Raw genomic sequence first — 15,404 nt, 5'->3', positions numbered from 1 at the left:
TTATCATCGGGCCATGTCCGCATACGTACTGGTGGCCGAAGACGACGAAAAGCAGGCAGAACTGATCCGTCGTTACCTGGTGCACGACGGCCATGCCGTGACCGTGGTGCACGACGGGCCGACAGCCCTCGAGAAGGCCGCAAAGCGGCCACCTGATCTGCTCGTTCTCGACTGGATGCTGCCCGGTATGGACGGGCTGGAGATATGCCGACGTATACGCGCCACGGGTGATATGCCCATTCTGATGCTCACTGCCCGCTCCACCGAGGACGATCTGCTGCTGGGCCTGGACATCGGGGCAGACGACTACATGATCAAGCCGTTCAGGCCGCGCGAACTGGTGGCCCGCATCCGGACCCTGCTGCGGCGCACCCGGCAGGAGCGCGCGGAGGATGTGCTCCTGAAGGCCGGCCCGCTGACCGTGGCCCCGGACCGGCATGAGGTGTCCGTCAACGGCCGCCCGGTGGACTGCACTCCCGGCGAATTCCGCCTGCTCAGCACCTTGATAGCCGCACCCGAGCGGGTCTTCACCCGGGCTCAGCTGCTGCACTGCATCAGCGACCACGGCCGAGCCGTCACCGAACGCACCGTGGACATGCACATGGTGAACCTGCGGAAGAAGATCGAGATCTCGCCGCGCAGACCGGAGCTGCTGCTGACCGTCCACGGCGTCGGATACAAACTGTCCCGAGGCCGCCGTGACGTCTGAAGTCCCCCTGCGCAACAGCCTGCTGTTCCGGCTCCTGGTCACCTCCGTGCTGATCTCCCTGGTGTCCATCGGGGCCACGGCCTGGCTGACGGTACGCGGCACCACCGTCGCCATCGAGCAGGAGCGGGGCCAGGTCCTCGCGGACGACGCCACCATCCAGGACACCCTGGAGGGTTTCGCCGCGACACACCGCGACTGGAACGGTATCGAGCGCACCGTCCTGGATCTCTCCCGGTCGACGGGGCGCACCATCGTCCTGACCACGCGGGCGCGCCGGATCATCGCCGCGTCGCACCGGCCGGCCGCGGAACGGCTGCCCCTCGACCAGAGCGCGGTGATCGATCCGCTGCACGTCGCTCCGTCCACGGATCAGGGTGCGGGCCGGGCGGAGCAGGCCTCCCGCATCGACCCACGAGCCGTCGGCCCCTACCGCCTGCCCGCCGAGGAGCGGGCGAAGCTGCGACAGGTCGCCCGCGATGAGGTCGACTGCCTCTACCACCGGACGGGGGTACGCGCGCAGATCGTCGAGGAGGCCAGTGGCAGGCCCGCCCTGCGCACGACCAGGACCTCGGGGGAATTCATCCCGGCCTGCGAGTCCAAGGGCCTGAGCGTGCCCACCCCGACCGAGGCCGCGGCCCTCGCCGAACTCACCGGACTCGTCCGCGGCTGCGCCGAGCGCAACCACCTGCGCCTGCCCGAACCGCTGACCATCGCGATGGACTTCCGGATGGACGGCGACGACTCCACGGAGAGTTCCGCCGCTGTGGACGACTGTGTGGAAGAGGGCCGGCGGGAGCAGTTGGCGGCGTATGTCGCCCCCGCGGCCCTGCTGTTCGTCATCAGTCCACCCCGTACGGCCACCGCCGCCTTCGACCTGTCACCGGCCGGAACCCTCCGGGTCCTGGCCACCACCGGTCTGGTCCTGGCCGCGACCGTCGCCGTGACCGCCGTCATCGCGATCAGGCTGGTACGTCCGCTGCGCACGCTGACCGCCGCGGCGCGCGCCCCCTCGGGCCGGCACCTCCGTATCCCCGTCACCGCGAAGGACGAGACCGGCTATCTGGCCGCCGCCCTCAACGACCTGTCGGAACGCCGCGAACGCACCGACGAGCAGCGCCGGGTCATGGTCAGTGACATCGCCCACGAACTGCGCACACCCCTCACCAACATCCGCGGCTGGCTGGACGCGGCACAGGACGGCCTGGCCGAGACCGACTCGGCGCTCCTCACCTCGCTGCAGGAGGAGGCGGAACTCCTCCAGCACATCGTGGACGACCTTCAGGTGCTTGCCGCAGCCGACGCCGGCACCCTGCGCCTGCGTCCAGAGGAACTGGACCTCCGCGAGCTGATCGAGCAGGTCATGAGCGCGCACCGTGCGACCGCGCACGCCGGCGGTGTCGAGACCGCCGTGCACGCCCCGGACGGTCTCTCGGTCCACGCAGACCCGGTCCGCCTCCGCCAAATCCTGGGCAACCTGCTGTCCAACGCGATACGCCACACCCCGCCGGCCGGCCGAGTCACCCTCAGCGCCCGCCGGGTGGCAGGCGCCGTCGCCATCGAGGTGAAGGACACGGGCAGCGGCATCTGCGAAGAGGACCTGCCCCAGGTGTTCGACCGCTTCTGGCGGGCCGAACAGTCCCGCAGCAGGCGGACGGGAGGCAGCGGGCTGGGGCTGTCCATCGTCAGACAGCTGGTGCGGGCACACGGCGGAGACGTCTCCGTGGCGAGCCGGCCGCATGTGGAGACGGTGTTCCTGGTGCGGTTGCCGAGCTGATCCGTGGAGCGCGAGTGCCCTGACCTCAGGCGGAAGCCGATGGGTGCCGGTCGTGACGCTCGTTTGATGCTCCGCGTGCCCCAAGTACCCTTCGGCAGACCGGAAAACGGCAGCTGACTCGTGGTCCACGGAGTCGAACGGCACAGGCGGGCCGACAAGGGGTGACGGGCTCAGTGATGGGCGCGGGTGTCGCCTTCCGCGTCCCCTGAACCGTCCTGGGTCCGCAACGCGGGAGTTTCCCGCGTTGCGGACCACGAGGCGAGCAGGCGCAAACCCTCCTCCGAGGGAGAGCCGGGTTCGGCGGTGTAGACGGTGAGGGTGAGCCCGGGTTCGGCCGCCATCTCCAGCCCCTCGAAGGCGAGGGTGATGTCGCCGATGGCGTGGTGGTGGAAGTTCTTGGTGCCGGTGCCGTGGTGGCGGACGTTGTGGGCGCCCCAGCGGGTGCGGAAGGCGTCGCTGCGGGTGGACAGTTCGCCGACGAGGTCGTGGAGTTCCTTGTCGTAGGGGTTGCGGCCCGCTTCGGTGCGCAGGATCGCGACGGTGACGTCGGCGGCGAGGGCCCAGTCGGGGTAGAAACGGCGGGAAGCCGGGTCCAGGAAGGTGAAACGAGCCAGGTTCGCCTGGTTGTGGGCGGTGGCGTAGACGTCGTGGTGGAACGCTCTGCCGAGAGCGTTGGTCGCGAGGATGTCCATGCGGCCGTTGCGTACGAACGCGGGCCCGGCGGTGATCGCGTCGAGCGTCCACTGCAGGCTGCGGTGGGGGGTCCACTGACGGGCGGGGCGCCGCCGACGGGGGCGGCTGAGGACGTCGGAGCCGTCGGCGGCCTGGGCCAGATGGAGCAGATGGGCCCGCTCGGCGTCGTCGAGCCGCAGCGCGCGGGCGACGGCTTCGAGAACGGCGGGGGAGACGCCGGCGAGATTGCCGCGTTCGAGCTTGGCGTAGTACTCCACGCTCACGTCGGCCAGGGCCGCGACCTCGCTGCGGCGCAGACCGGGAACACGGCGCCGGGTCCCGCTGGGCAGTCCGGCTCGCTCGGGGGTGATCTTGGCTCGCCGCGAGGTCAGGAACTCGCGGACCTCCTGTTGGTTGTCCACCCCTCGACCGTACGTGCAGTGGGCCGCGAGAGGGATGTACTGCCGGTACACCCATCGACGGTGACTGGCTGCCCACGGTGAAGGGCGATTACCTGGAGGACGTGGTGTTCTCCCCGACCTCCGACGTCGGCGGGTGAAGACCGCCCGCCCCCGGTGTCCGGTGCCTCGCGGCTCGGGGCCGGTTGCACGCGGACCGCGGCAGCGGTCCGGACCACGTACGCAAAGGAACCCCATCATGCGCGGCGCAGTGATCCACGCCCCCGGTGACGTCCGCTTCGAGACGCTGGACGACCCGAAGATCCTCCACCCGACCGACGCGATCATCCGTACGGCTGTCACCTGCGTATGCGGGTCCGACCTGTGGTCCTGGCGCGGGCTGGAGCCGATCGGCGATCCGCATCCGATGGGGCACGAGTACGTCGGCTTCGTCGAGGAGGTCGGCTCCGAGGTCACGGCCGTGAAGCCGGGCCAGTTCGTCGTCGGCTCGTTCGCGACCTCCGACAACACCTGCGCGAACTGCCGCAACGGCTTCCAGTCGAACTGTCTGCACCGCGAGTTCATGAGCACCTGCCAGGCCGACCACGTGCGCATCCCCAACGCCCAGGGCACCCTGGTCGCCACCGACGAGGTGCCTGGTGAGGAGCTGTGGCCCGGTCTGCTGGCCGTCTCCGACGTGATGGGCACCGGTTGGTGGGCCGCCGACGCCGCCGAGGTGAAGCCCGGCTCGACCGCCGTGGTCGTGGGCGACGGCGCGGTCGGCCTGTCCGCCGTGATCGCCGCCAAGGAGATGGGCGCGGAGCGGATCATCGCGATGAGCCGCCACGAGTCCCGGCAGAAGCTCGCTCGCGCGTTCGGCGCCACCGACATCGTCACCGAGCGCGGCGACGAGGGCGTCGCCCGGATCAAGGAGCTCACCGACGGCATCGGCGCCGACAGTGTGCTGGAGTGCGTCGGCACGGCCGAGTCCATGCGGCAGGCACTTCACTCCACCCGGCCCGGCGGCAGCGTCGGCTTCGTCGGCGTCCCGCACGAGGTCGCCGTCGACGGCCAGGAACTGTTCTTCTCCCACGTCGGCCTGCGTGGCGGCCCGGCCCCCGTGCGCCGTTACCTGCCCGACCTGATCGACCGCGTCCTGACCGGCCGCATCGACCCGGGCAAGGTCTTCGACCTCACCCTGCCGCTGGAGCAGGTCGCGGAGGGCTACAAGGCGATGGACGAGCGCCGCGCCATCAAGGCACTCCTCAAGCCCTGACCTCGCACGTTCCCGTACCCGGGGGGCCGGACACCGGGCCCCGGCGGAGAAGGACCCCAGCACGACCACGTATGCCCTCGTCGGTGTCGGTGTCGGTGTCGGTGTCGGTGTCGGTGCCGGTGCCGGTGTCGGTCCCGGCCCGAGAGCATCCACGCCGCACAGTTGATCGTCTCCGGCGCGATCCGATCCGACGCCGAGCACAGCAGCCCGAGCGTGAACCTGCCGTCACATCTGCTCGGCGCTGCACTCCCGCCTGTCCGCACCGCACCGAAAGGGAAAAGCCCGTTGAACCCCACGTACGACTTCTCCGGTCAGGCCGCCTTCGTCACCGGCGCCTCCTCCGGAATGGGTCTGGCCACCGCCCGCGCCTTCGCCGCAGCCGGTGCCGCAGTCGGCCTCGCCGACATCGACGAAGCCGCCCTGGACGCGGCTGTACAGCGGCTCACCGAAGAAGGCCGCCGAGTGATCGCCCTGACCTGCGACGTCACCGACGAGTCCCAGGTCGCCGCCGCGGTCGACCGGACGGTGGAGACGTTCGGCCGCCTGGACATGGCCTACAACAACGCCGGTGTCCAGATCCCGCCCGCCGATGCCGCCGAGGAAGCGGCCGAGATGTTCGACCGTGTTCACGCCATCAACCTCCGCGGCGTCTGGGCGAGCATGAAGCACGAGCTGCGGCACATGCGCGACCAGGGCAGTGGTGCGATCGTCAACTGCTCCTCCCTCGGCGGCCTGGTCGGCCTGCCCGGCCGCGCCTCCTACCACGCCTCCAAGCACGGCGTGATCGGCCTGACGACCAGCGCCGCACTGGAGTACGCCCCGCGAGGCGTCCGGATCAACGCGATCTGCCCCGGCACCATCGACACTCCCATGGTCAGCGACATGATCGTCAAGGGGGAACTCGACCGGGCCGAGGCCGAAGCCAACCAGCCCGTCAACCGCCTGGGTACGGCCGATGAGATCGCCCAGGCGGTCCTGTGGCTGTGCAGCCCCGGTGCCGGTTTCGTGGTCGGTGTGGCCCTCCCCGTCGACGGCGGCTACGTCGCCCAGTAGCAGCACAGACAGTGAGCGGCCTCCCCTCGGAAGCCGATGCGGTACGCAACAAGGAGTGACCCACATGCCCGAACCCAAGCAGCCCGCGCCCCAGGAGCTGGCGGCGATCGCACCCAAGCTCGTCGAGGTCACCAACGAGGTGCTTTTCGGTGATGTCTGGAAGCGTCCGGGACTCTCACCGCGCGATCGCAGCCTGGTGACCGTCAGCGTCCTGGCCGCTCTCTACCGCGGCGAGCAGCTGCCGTACCACCTGAGCCTGGCCCTGGACAACGGCCTGACCGTGGAGGAGCTGTCCGAGGCCATCACCCACCTGGCCTTCTACGCCGGCTGGCCCAACGCCATGACCGCGATCAGCCTGCTCAAGAAGCTCGCCGACGAGCGGGGCGCCTGACACCGGCCCACCGCTTCCTCCACCTCCGCACAGCAAGGAACCCCTTCGTGGAACACATCACGCAGACTCCGACCGTCAAGGCCCCCGCCGAGCGCTTCACCGGCGACGTCTACCTCAACATGATCGAGACCCCGGCGGAACCGGCCCGGCTGGCGACCGCCCTGGTCCGCTTCACCCCCGGCGCCCGCACCAACTGGCACTCCCACGCCAACGGCCAGACCCTCTACATCACCGACGGCGTCGGCCTCGTCTGCACCCGCGACGGTCACGTCGCACGGGTCGGTGCCGGCCAGACCGTCAAGTGCCCGCCCGGCGAGGAGCACTGGCACGGAGGCACCGGCACCACTCTCATGGCCCACATCGCCATGGTCGTCGGCGACGCCGACGGCGATGGCACCACGTGGCTGGAACCGGTGACCGACGAGCAGTACGCCGCGGCGCTTGCCGCCGTCACCCGCTGAGGCCGAGTGCTTCGCCCTTCTCAAGACGGTTCGACAGGCCGTCCGACCTGAGGCTGGGGGGTATCTCGACTGAAACGCCGTCACCTGGGCCGCCGACCCCGACCTGCAGATGCCGACGACCCCGACCTGCAGATCGTCGTCCGGACCGCCGAAGCCGGTACTCCGACCCACGACAGCCTGCGCATGCTGGCGTCCTGGGCGGCGGACCCGAGCCGTTCGACCAGCGACAGCTCCGCCTGACCAGCGTCGAGGTATTCCCTCCGAAAGGGGGAGCCTGTCTGCGCGGCGGTCCGAGCACCGCGCAGGCGATATCCGCCCGGTCGGCGCCCGAGAGGTCCCTCGGCGGGTGTGGGGCGCTGTGGACTGTGGAGGACATGCCTCCCGTACGGCGACCCGAGGAGCCGTAAGAGGCATGATGCGCGAGCCTCCGTCCACAGCGAGCGGGAGCGGGCTCGTGCCGAGGTGTCCGGGCTCGGCGATCCGGTCCGCCCGAGGAAGAGATGGATGGGAGGCCATGACGCTCGTGCGCGCTGACCGCGCAGGGGCTCAGGCCGGTGTTCGGGGCGGCGTGTTCGCGAGCCCGTCCGGTCGGCGTCGGCCGTCGGGTGGGCCGGGCGCGCCGACGGGCGGCGGGGCGGCCGGAGTGCCGGCGCTCTCCAGCCACTCCACGTAGGCCGGTGCCTCCCGGGCCACGGCCCAGTAGGACTCCTCCAGGTACGGGTAGACCTCGTCCACTTCGGCCTCGGTGCGGGCGGCCAGCAGCAGCCGTACGCCGATGGGGTCGCCCTCCAGCGGGCGGATGGCCAGATCGGGGCGGGGGTGGGCGGTGGGCTGGCTGACGGTGACGACCTCACCGATCGCGGCCAGCGAGTACGCGGTGAGGTAGTCGCCGTGCAGCATCTCCGGCCGCAGGCCCGCCGACCGCAGGGTCCGGCACAGCGCGTCCCACTCGCCGTCGACGGTGGCATCGACCATCCAGCGGTCACCGGCCAGGTCGGCCATCCGCACCCGGCCTCGCGAGGCCGCCGGGTGGTTCGCGGCGAGCGTGACGAACTGCGGCTCGCGTTCGACGAGGACGCGGACGCAGAGTCCGGGCGGCATCCGCAGCGGGCTGCCCTCGACCTCGTGCACGAACGCCATGTCGAGCTTGCCGGCGGCGACCATGGCCAGCAGCGAGTTGGCGGACACACTCATCTGGAGCGTCGGCTCGATCCGCGCCACCCCGGCCCGCAGCCGGTACAGCCAGCCCGGGATGGCGCGGTTCGCCGTGGCGCCGATGCGAAGCTGGAAGCCGCAGGCGGCGCGGGCGGCCTCGGCCCGGGTCTCCGTCACCATCGCCGAGAACTCCGTCATCAGCGGCCGGGCCCGGCTGAGCACCGCCAGGCCCAGCGGCGTGGGGCGGCAGCCGGTGCGGCTGCGTACGAACAACTGGGCGCCGAAGGTGTTCTCGATGCGCCGCAGCTGGGTGCTCAACGAGGGCTGCGCCATGCCGAGTTCCCGCGCCGCTTTGTGCAGACTGCCAGTGTCGGCGATGGCGCAGAGCACGCGCAGGTGCCTGACCTCCAGCTCCATGGGGGGAGCGTAGAGCGGGGCTCCGTGTGACACCAGGTGTTCAAGTGCCTGCGAATGTGGATGAGTTGGACCCTGATAGCCCGGCGCTATCCCCATTTGCCATCATCCCGGGGCCCGTTCAGATGTCCGAGACTTCCTGGCAACCGATCGTTCCACCCCACAGAACGAACAGGAGCCCCCCACATGGCGTCGTTGCGTACCAACGCCAGGAAGAAGAACTCCAGGAGACTCGCAGCTCTCGCCCTCGGTCTCGGACTGGCCGCGGCGGCCCTGGGCACCGCGGCCCCGGCGGGCGCCCAGCCCCAGGGCGCCGACCGCGCCCAGGCCCGTAGCGCCGCCGGCTACGTCGGTTCCGCTGAGAACGCCGGCAACAAGGCCTTCTTCGACGCGGTACTGAAGTCCGTCGCCCAGCGGCAGGCCGCGCAGCCCTCCCTCCAGGCGGTGACCGTCTACTACAACGCCTCCCAGGCACCCAGCTTCCGCTCGCAGATATCGAGCGCCGCCTCGATCTGGAACAGTTCCGTGTCGAACGTGAAGCTCCAGGCGACGTCGGGCAGCGCTGACTTCGCCTACTACGAGGGCAACGACTCACGCGGGTCGTACGCGTCCACCGACGGCCACGGCAGCGGCTACATCTTCCTGGACTACGCGCAGAACCAGCAGTACGACTCGATCCGGGTGGCCGCCCACGAGACGGGCCACGTGCTGGGCCTGCCCGACCACTACAGCGGCCCGTGCAGTGAGCTCATGTCGGGCGGTGGCCCCGGCACGTCCTGCACCAACCGCTACCCGAACGCTACCGAGAGGTCCCGCGTCAACCAACTGTGGGCCAACGGTCTGGCCAAGGCCCTCGCCAAGGCCGGCGTGCAGCGCTGACCGACCGCGCCACGGGCGGACCGGCCTGCGGGCCGTGATCTCACCACACGTGTACGGACCGCGGTTCCCCGCCGCGGTCCGTACATCTGTGCCGGGTCGGGCCGGTAGGACTGCCGCCGCATCCGACTGACGCGCCCCTTGCGACCCTTGCGGCCATGGGTAAGTCGTCAGGCGGTGTGAGCGATTGAGGTCTGCCGCCCATCGAGTCGCTCGTGATCAGCCGAACAGCGGGGAACCGAGCGGATGTTGCCGGTCGAAGCCGGGGAGGATCAGGAATGTCGCGCTGGCGGTCGTGGTGGTGAAGGGCAGCAGCGCGTCGGAGATGTCCATGTGGGTGAGGGTGGCGGTGAAGGTCCGCAGGTCGTTCTGGAAGCTGATGAACAGCAGGCCGGGGGCGGGCTGGTCGGTGCTGTAGGAACGGCGGAGCATGAGGCCGACCCCGACGACGGTGGCGTGCGCTCTGCGTACGTGGGCGTCCGCGGGGACGAGATAGCGCCCGTCCGGTGTCTTGGCTCCGAGTGCCGGGCCCGAGGCGGCGGTGCCGCCGGAGAGGGGGACGCCGCTCGCCCGGCGTCGCCCGAAGACCGCTTCCTGTTCGGCTACGGACAGGGCGGCGAACCGCGGCAGGTCGAGTTCCATACGCCGCAGTACGGCAAGGGTGCCGCCGGCGACCGCGGGGGGCCCGGCCAGCCACAGGTCGCGTCGTCGTTCGGCGGGCGTGTGCGGGCCCACGATGCCGTCGATGAAACCGAGCGGGTTGCGTGGCGCGCTGAGGCCGTTGCCGACGGGCACGTTCGTACCGCGGTGTGCGGACTGCCGCCAGCGTTCGTGGACGCGGTCACCGGCGTGGTCCAGGAGCGCGGCGGCGACGACCGGTAGGAGCAGCGCGTCGCCGGCGCAGATCTGCATCAGCAGGTCACCGCCGCGTGCTTGCGGGGCGATCCGCTCGCGGGAGAATCGTGGGAGGTCGGCCGTGCCGGGCAGCGAGGCACCGGCCGTGCGCACCAGCCGGGGGCCCACGCCGATGGTCACGGTGAGGTCGCCCGGCGGCAGGCCCAGCAGCCGCGGGTCGGTGCCCGCTGTGAGTGCGCGGATGGCCTGTCCGAGTTCGGCCAGTAACGGACCGGGTGCCACGGTGGCACCGAGGTCGGCCACCACGGCGAGCAGATGGGGCTGGGCCGGCCGGGGGAGCGTGATGCCCGCCTGGTGGCGGCCCGTCGCCGGAATCGGCACGGGCGCAGCCCCCCGGGCAGGGGCGTGCTGGCCCGGCCGGGCGGAGTCCGATGTGCACCCGGCGGTCAGGCCGGCGGCCGTCATGGCGCCGGTGACATCGAGGAAGGTGCGGCGTGACAGGTGGCGGTCGGCTCGGCGCATGGGGTGCAGAGTGCCACACCCGTATCGCGAAATCCCGTCAATCTCGCGGTTCCGGAAGGGGGTTGGGGCGTCATGCCAGACTGGGATCATGCCTCGATTAGCTCTTCGCGTGCTGGCGGCGGTAGTGGGCACGCTGACACTGGTGGCAGGCTGCGGCGGCGGTGGCGGACCGGACAGAGGCCGGCGTCCGGCCGGTGCGCACGTGACGATCCGCGTCCCTGCCGATGCCCCCACGATCTCGGATGCGGTGTCCCTGGCCCGGCCCGGTGACCTGGTGCTGGTCGCGCCGGGCGTCTACCACGAGTCGGTGAGGATCGGCACGGCGCGCATCACTCTTCGCGGTCTGTCCCGGGACAAGGTCGTCATCGACGGGCGGTTGCAGCAGCCGAACGGCGTCGTCGTCTCCGCGCCCGGGGTGGCCGTGGAGAACCTGACCGTGGAGAACAACACGCAGAACGGGGTCCTGGTCACCGGTTCGGCGAAGGCGGCCGCCGGCCTGCCGGGAGGAAACGGCGGCTACGACACCGGCGACGAGCCCGTCACCTTCCTGAAGTCGTTCCTGGTCTCCCACGTGACCGCGACGCGGAACGGTCTGTACGGCATCTACGCGTTCTCCGCCCAGAACGGGGTCATCGAGCACTCGTACGCGTCGGGCGGCGCCGACTCGGGGATCTACGTCGGCCAGTGCAAGCCCTGCAACATCGTGGTGCGGGACAACGTCGCCGAACTCAACGCGGTCGGCTACGAAGGCACCAACGCCAGCGAGGACATGTATGTGGTCGGCAACCGCCTGGTCGGCAACCGGGTCGGACTCACCACCAACTCCGACCACCAGGAGAAACTCGTCCCGCAGAAGGGTTCGGTGATCGCGGGCAACCTCATCGCCGGCAACCAGCGGACGGCCACCCCTCAGCAGGCGGACGGCGGGTGGGGAATCGGCGTCGGCGTCGACGGCGGCAGCGACAACCGGTTCGTCCGCAACCGCATCGCCGGCAACCGCAACGCCGGGCTGGTGATCACGGCGACCACCGACATGCCTCCGGTCGGCAACCAGATCGTGGACAACATGTTCACCGGCAATGGAGTCGACGTCGGCTGGACGTTCCCCACCGCCACGCGGGGACGGGGCAACTGCCTGCGGGGCAACGATCTGCGCACCACCGTGCCCGCCCGGCTCGCGACGAGTGCGGCCTGCCCGGTTCCGGCCGGGGTGTCCTCGCCGTCCGGCAGGTGGACGGTGCCGACGGCACCCGGTGGCATCCCGTTCACCGAGGTCGCGGCGCCCGCTCCGCAGCCGCAGTTCCCGCACGCCGCCACCGCGGGCGCCACCGCTGTCCCGCCCGTCCCGGCCCTGCCGAAGCTGGAGGGCGTCCGGCTGCCGCCCGTGTCACTGCTCGCCGCGAACGCGCGGGTGCGGACGTCCTGAACGGCGGTCACCGGGCCGCAGCAGTTTCAGGGTGCCGGCTCGACCGGGACGTACTTGTGGGTGTCGAAATCGATGACCACCGGCTCCGGCTGCGAACCCACCCTGACCCGGACGCGGTACATGGTGCCGTCGGAGCCGATCCAGTAGCGCACGTTGCCCGCCGTACCGGAGCGGTCCGGGGAGGACGGTCCGGTCATGACGTCCACCCGGCGCCCGTCCACCTGGTCCCGCCCCAACCACGCGGCGCCGTTCTGCGGCAGCAGTTCGGCGTTGTCCGGCCGGTCGCCGCCGAGACCGAGCGTGATGGACAGGGAGGTGTCCAGCGCGCTGCCGGTCGACAGCAGCGGACGGTCGTACCAGCCCGAACGGGGCGGCGGCACGGGTGCGTGCGCCGGGGCGTCCGTCATCGGGCGGACGTGCACCGCCGTGGGCGTCCACCGGATCAGCCCGTCGCTGGACTTGTCGCGCCCGGTGCCGTGCACCACGCCGTAACCGACCTTGTGCCGGTAGTCGACGGACCCGGTGACGGTCAGCCCGCCGGCGGCGCCCGGCACGGTGATCGTCACCGCGCGGCCCTGCGCCTGGTAGTTGCGGAAGCGCGTGATCGCCAGTCGGCTCGTCTCATCGGTCGTCAGCGGGCGTGCACCGTGGGCGCCGGAGTCGCCGTCGGTGATCAGGAACGCGGCCACCGCGGCCACCGCGGCCACCGCGATGCCCATGACGGCCGCGGCGCGGCGCGACCGCGGCCATCGGCGCCGGCCGGCCGGACGGCCCGGTGGGGCTTGCAGGGTTCTCATGCTCCGCACGCGGTTCGACGCTGACACTCTGCGATTCATCCTTTCGGTCACCACGCCGTCCGCCGCCGCGGCCTCGCGGCGGCACTCGGCAGTCCGGTGACGGACCACGCCGAGGCCGGCCCTCGTGGACCGGCCTCGGACGTGATCCGCCCGTCCGCGCCGTCCGGATCACGGACGGGCGGATCAGCGCTGTGCGGTTCGTTCAGTGGTGCCGGGCGCGACGATTCCGGGTCACGAACGCGATGACCAGGCCCGCACCCACCAGCAGACCGACGACGCCGATCAGCTCCGCCAGCCCGGACGTACCGGTGTTCGCCAGCGAACCCTCGTCGCCACCGGCCGGGGCCGGGTGGTTGGCGGGCGGCGCGGGCGACGGCGCCGTGGAGTGCGCGGGCGGCGTCGGTGTCGGGGTCGGGGTGGGAGTCGGTGTCGGGGTCGGTGTTTCCTTCGGGATGTACACCCCGGCGTCGATCGTGTGATCGACCCCGCCCGGCTTGTCCGGCGCCGTGACGGGCGCGTAGCCGCTGCACAACGGCCCGGTGGCCGGCGGGGTCACATTGGAGTCGTGCGCACGGTCGGCGCCGGCTCGCGGGAGCGTGAACCTCAGCTCGCTCGCCGGGGGTTGCTCGGGCACCTGGCCGGTGTCCGCGGTGCACACGTCGAACTGCACCGTGTACTTCGCGCCCGGCGTGAGCTCGTACGCCGCGCCGACACCACCGAAGTAGTACTCGCCGGCGGCATCGGTCCTGGTCGTGTCGACCTGTTTGCCGTCCGCGTCCAGCAGGTTGACCGTCGCCCCCGGCAGCAGCACGTGCCCCGGGTCCTGGATCCCGTTGTGATCGCCGTCGAACCACACGACGTTGCCGATCTGGACCGGCGCGTTCGCCGCCGCGTACGCGATGTCACCGAGCCCGCCGGCCTTGCCGAACCCGCCCTGTTCCCGGCTGACGAACTGGAACCCGTTGGCGGTCGGGTTGTTGCCCGGGCCCTCACCGGTCGCGATGTCGAAGTACCCGGTCCCCGATGTCGCGACGTTGACGACCGGGTCGAACTCCGTGCTGACGACCCACTGCTGCTGCGGGATGTAGGCCACCGACCCCAGCGCGGTCTCCCGGTGCGCGTTGGCGTAGAAGTCGCCCGGGAAGTACTCGACGACATCGGCGGGCTGGCCGCCGTTGTTGGCGGGGGTGGCGTGGTCGGGGCAGTTCCCCGTGCCTTCCCACTGGTACTCACCGGTGGGAGTGGCGCAGACCATGGTGATGTCACCACCGGACATGCCGTTCTCGGCCGTGTCGTTCCCCGGTCGTGGGTCCAGCCCTCCCCAGCTGAGCACGTCCATGAACCGGTCGCGGAATCCCAGGACCATCGAGCCGTCGCGGGTGAAGGCGAGGGAGGCCAGCTCCGGTTGCGGATCGATGTAGACGTTGCCCGACTTGCGGTCGTCCCACGTGTCGAGGCTGGTGTTCCACGGGTTCCAGTGGGTGGCCTTGTCGCCGGAACCGAAGACGGTGCCGCGTTCGTACGTGAGCGGGTGGCTCAGCACCGTGGTGAACCGCTTGCCGTCGTAGGCGGAGACGTAGGCCTTCAGGTCCGCGCGCTGCCGCGTGCTCTCCGCGCTGCACACGCCGCCGACATACAGGGTGTTGTCGTGGGCCTGGAGACCGAACGGCCGCCAGTCCTCGGGGCTCGCGCACCCCGGATCCGGGATGGGGACCGTCGACTTGGGCGCCGCGGCGGTGGCCCCTGTCGCGTCGAAGCTCACCAGGCTGCGGGTCCGCAGGTTCACCGCGTAGAGCGTGGAGCCGTCCTCCGACAGGGCCAGGCCACCGATGCTCTCCTTGCCCGGCACGTCGGTGAACCCGGCATCCTTGATCATCTTGGCGGTGTCGTGCCGCGTCACCGCGGCGTCCGGTACCCGCGCGAACAGCCGCGGCACACCGGAGCCGTCGACCGGCACCGTGTAGATCGCGCCCCCGCCCTGCGGCCCGTACGGGGCGTAGCGGCGGGCGAACGCGCTCTGGAACAGCCGGGTCCTGTTCTTGTCGTACGCCAGCCCGAACGTCGTGCCCACCTGGTCCTGCGTGGCCAGCGTGGTCGGGCACGCCACATCGGTGGGACACGTGCCCCGGACCTTCGTCCCGAACGCCACCAGCGCCCGGTTGTCCGTCCCGTTGGCGCCGTTGTGGACCGGCACGAAGTACCGCGAGTCCGGCAGCGCGTAGTCGGCCGGATTCCACACCCCCGTCACCACCGAGGCGTTCTTGCCGTCCGACACGTCCACGAACGACGTGAAGCTGTCGAAGTGGTTCTCCTTCGTCGACGCGGGCGCCGCCCGGAGGTAGTCGCTGTACGGCGCCGGGATGCTGACGTCGACGCGGTACCGGCCGCCGCTCAGCGCCGTCGACCCCGGCGTCACGACCTTTCCGGTGGCATCCGTGACGCCGGTGACACTGTGTCCGGCGGGGTCGGAGATCTTCACCTTCATGCCCCGCTGCGGCAGGTCCATCGTCGTGTTGACCACTCCGGTGCCGAAGAAGTCGCGCAGCACCTCGACCGTCAGCGTGCCGTCGGCGGCCGAAGCGGCAGCCGGTCCGGCCGTCGCTCCCACGGCGCCCCCTGCCAGCA

General features: G+C 71.0%; 13 protein-coding genes. 8 read left to right on the top strand and 5 right to left on the bottom strand.

The window, feature by feature from the left end; translation table 11 throughout:
- Window positions 1-13 precede the first annotated feature (13 nt).
- A complete protein-coding gene (locus ACZ5GT_RS06335; protein WP_469015250.1) occupies window positions 14-709 on the top strand; it encodes a response regulator transcription factor in 696 nt (231 codons plus the stop codon).
- A complete protein-coding gene (locus tag ACZ5GT_RS06330) occupies window positions 699-2,483 on the top strand; it encodes a sensor histidine kinase (protein ID WP_469015246.1) in 1,785 nt (594 codons plus the stop codon). The genes ACZ5GT_RS06335 and ACZ5GT_RS06330 overlap by 11 nt, the downstream gene beginning before the upstream one ends.
- A gap of 170 nt (window positions 2,484-2,653) precedes the next feature.
- On the opposite strand, the gene ACZ5GT_RS06325 is transcribed toward ACZ5GT_RS06330, so the two are convergent.
- On the bottom strand, window positions 2,654-3,577 hold the full coding sequence (locus ACZ5GT_RS06325; protein WP_469015240.1) for a helix-turn-helix transcriptional regulator: 924 nt from the start codon (window positions 3,575-3,577) through the stop codon (window positions 2,654-2,656).
- A gap of 235 nt (window positions 3,578-3,812) precedes the next feature.
- On the opposite strand from ACZ5GT_RS06325, the gene ACZ5GT_RS06320 reads away from it, so the two are divergent.
- The 4 genes from ACZ5GT_RS06320 to ACZ5GT_RS06305 all read left to right on the top strand — a co-directional run bounded on the left by ACZ5GT_RS06320 (window position 3,813) and on the right by ACZ5GT_RS06305 (window position 6,734).
- Window positions 3,813-4,829: a zinc-dependent alcohol dehydrogenase family protein gene (locus ACZ5GT_RS06320; protein ID WP_469015236.1), complete on the top strand. Its 1,017-nt coding sequence runs from the start codon at window positions 3,813-3,815 to the stop codon at window positions 4,827-4,829.
- Between the two features lie 285 nt (window positions 4,830-5,114).
- On the top strand, window positions 5,115-5,882 hold the full coding sequence (locus tag ACZ5GT_RS06315) for a glucose 1-dehydrogenase (protein ID WP_469015232.1): 768 nt from the start codon (window positions 5,115-5,117) through the stop codon (window positions 5,880-5,882).
- 64 nt (window positions 5,883-5,946) lie between these two features.
- Window positions 5,947-6,273 carry a carboxymuconolactone decarboxylase family protein gene (locus ACZ5GT_RS06310; protein ID WP_469015229.1) on the top strand — a complete coding sequence of 109 codons (327 nt, stop codon included), beginning with the start codon at window positions 5,947-5,949 and terminating at the stop codon, window positions 6,271-6,273.
- A gap of 47 nt (window positions 6,274-6,320) precedes the next feature.
- Window positions 6,321-6,734, top strand: a complete 414-nt coding sequence (locus ACZ5GT_RS06305; RefSeq protein ID WP_469015226.1) for a (R)-mandelonitrile lyase — start codon at window positions 6,321-6,323, stop codon at window positions 6,732-6,734.
- 546 nt (window positions 6,735-7,280) lie between these two features.
- Here the strand turns inward: ACZ5GT_RS06305 and ACZ5GT_RS06300 are convergent.
- The gene (locus ACZ5GT_RS06300) at window positions 7,281-8,306 is read right to left on the bottom strand and encodes a LysR family transcriptional regulator (RefSeq protein ID WP_469015222.1); all 1,026 of its coding nucleotides are present in this window, start codon (window positions 8,304-8,306) and stop codon (window positions 7,281-7,283) included.
- A 183-nt stretch (window positions 8,307-8,489) separates the two neighbouring features.
- Here ACZ5GT_RS06300 and snpA point away from each other — a divergent pair, with 183 nt between their 5' ends.
- A complete protein-coding gene (gene snpA / locus ACZ5GT_RS06295; RefSeq protein WP_469015219.1) occupies window positions 8,490-9,182 on the top strand; it encodes a snapalysin in 693 nt (230 codons plus the stop codon).
- Between the two features lie 216 nt (window positions 9,183-9,398).
- Here snpA and ACZ5GT_RS06290 read toward each other — a convergent pair whose 3' ends face one another.
- Window positions 9,399-10,556, bottom strand: a complete 1,158-nt coding sequence (locus ACZ5GT_RS06290; protein WP_469015216.1) for a Dyp-type peroxidase — start codon at window positions 10,554-10,556, stop codon at window positions 9,399-9,401.
- 88 nt (window positions 10,557-10,644) lie between these two features.
- Here ACZ5GT_RS06290 and ACZ5GT_RS06285 point away from each other — a divergent pair, with 88 nt between their 5' ends.
- Window positions 10,645-11,982, top strand: coding sequence for a right-handed parallel beta-helix repeat-containing protein (locus tag ACZ5GT_RS06285; protein ID WP_469015210.1), 1,338 nt, complete (start codon window positions 10,645-10,647; stop codon window positions 11,980-11,982).
- Between the two features lie 26 nt (window positions 11,983-12,008).
- On the opposite strand, the gene ACZ5GT_RS06280 is transcribed toward ACZ5GT_RS06285, so the two are convergent.
- Window positions 12,009-12,671: a hypothetical protein gene (locus ACZ5GT_RS06280; RefSeq protein ID WP_469015443.1), complete on the bottom strand. Its 663-nt coding sequence runs from the start codon at window positions 12,669-12,671 to the stop codon at window positions 12,009-12,011.
- A gap of 310 nt (window positions 12,672-12,981) precedes the next feature.
- Window positions 12,982-15,387: an SdrD B-like domain-containing protein gene (locus tag ACZ5GT_RS06275; RefSeq protein ID WP_469015207.1), complete on the bottom strand. Its 2,406-nt coding sequence runs from the start codon at window positions 15,385-15,387 to the stop codon at window positions 12,982-12,984.
- Window positions 15,388-15,404 lie beyond the last annotated feature (17 nt).

This window comes from Streptomyces sp. NPDC031340 (assembly GCF_055569945.1).
The sequence above is the reverse complement of the archived record's forward strand: the minus strand, read 5'-3'. Positions and strand labels throughout refer to the sequence as shown.

What these genes read in the sequence shown, in the direction of transcription:
- ACZ5GT_RS06310 (WP_469015229.1), top strand. Translation starts at nt 5,947, where the DNA reads ATGCCCGAACCCAAGCAGCCCGCGCCCCAGGAGCTGGCGGCGATCGCA.
- ACZ5GT_RS06320 (WP_469015236.1), top strand. Translation starts at nt 3,813, where the DNA reads ATGCGCGGCGCAGTGATCCACGCCCCCGGTGACGTCCGCTTCGAGACG.
- ACZ5GT_RS06335 (WP_469015250.1), top strand. Translation starts at nt 14, where the DNA reads ATGTCCGCATACGTACTGGTGGCCGAAGACGACGAAAAGCAGGCAGAA.
- ACZ5GT_RS06300 (WP_469015222.1), bottom strand. Translation starts at nt 8,306, where the DNA reads ATGGAGCTGGAGGTCAGGCACCTGCGCGTGCTCTGCGCCATCGCCGAC.
- ACZ5GT_RS06290 (WP_469015216.1), bottom strand. Translation starts at nt 10,556, where the DNA reads ATGCGCCGAGCCGACCGCCACCTGTCACGCCGCACCTTCCTCGATGTC.
- ACZ5GT_RS06285 (WP_469015210.1), top strand. Translation starts at nt 10,645, where the DNA reads ATGCCTCGATTAGCTCTTCGCGTGCTGGCGGCGGTAGTGGGCACGCTG.
- snpA (WP_469015219.1), top strand. Translation starts at nt 8,490, where the DNA reads ATGGCGTCGTTGCGTACCAACGCCAGGAAGAAGAACTCCAGGAGACTC.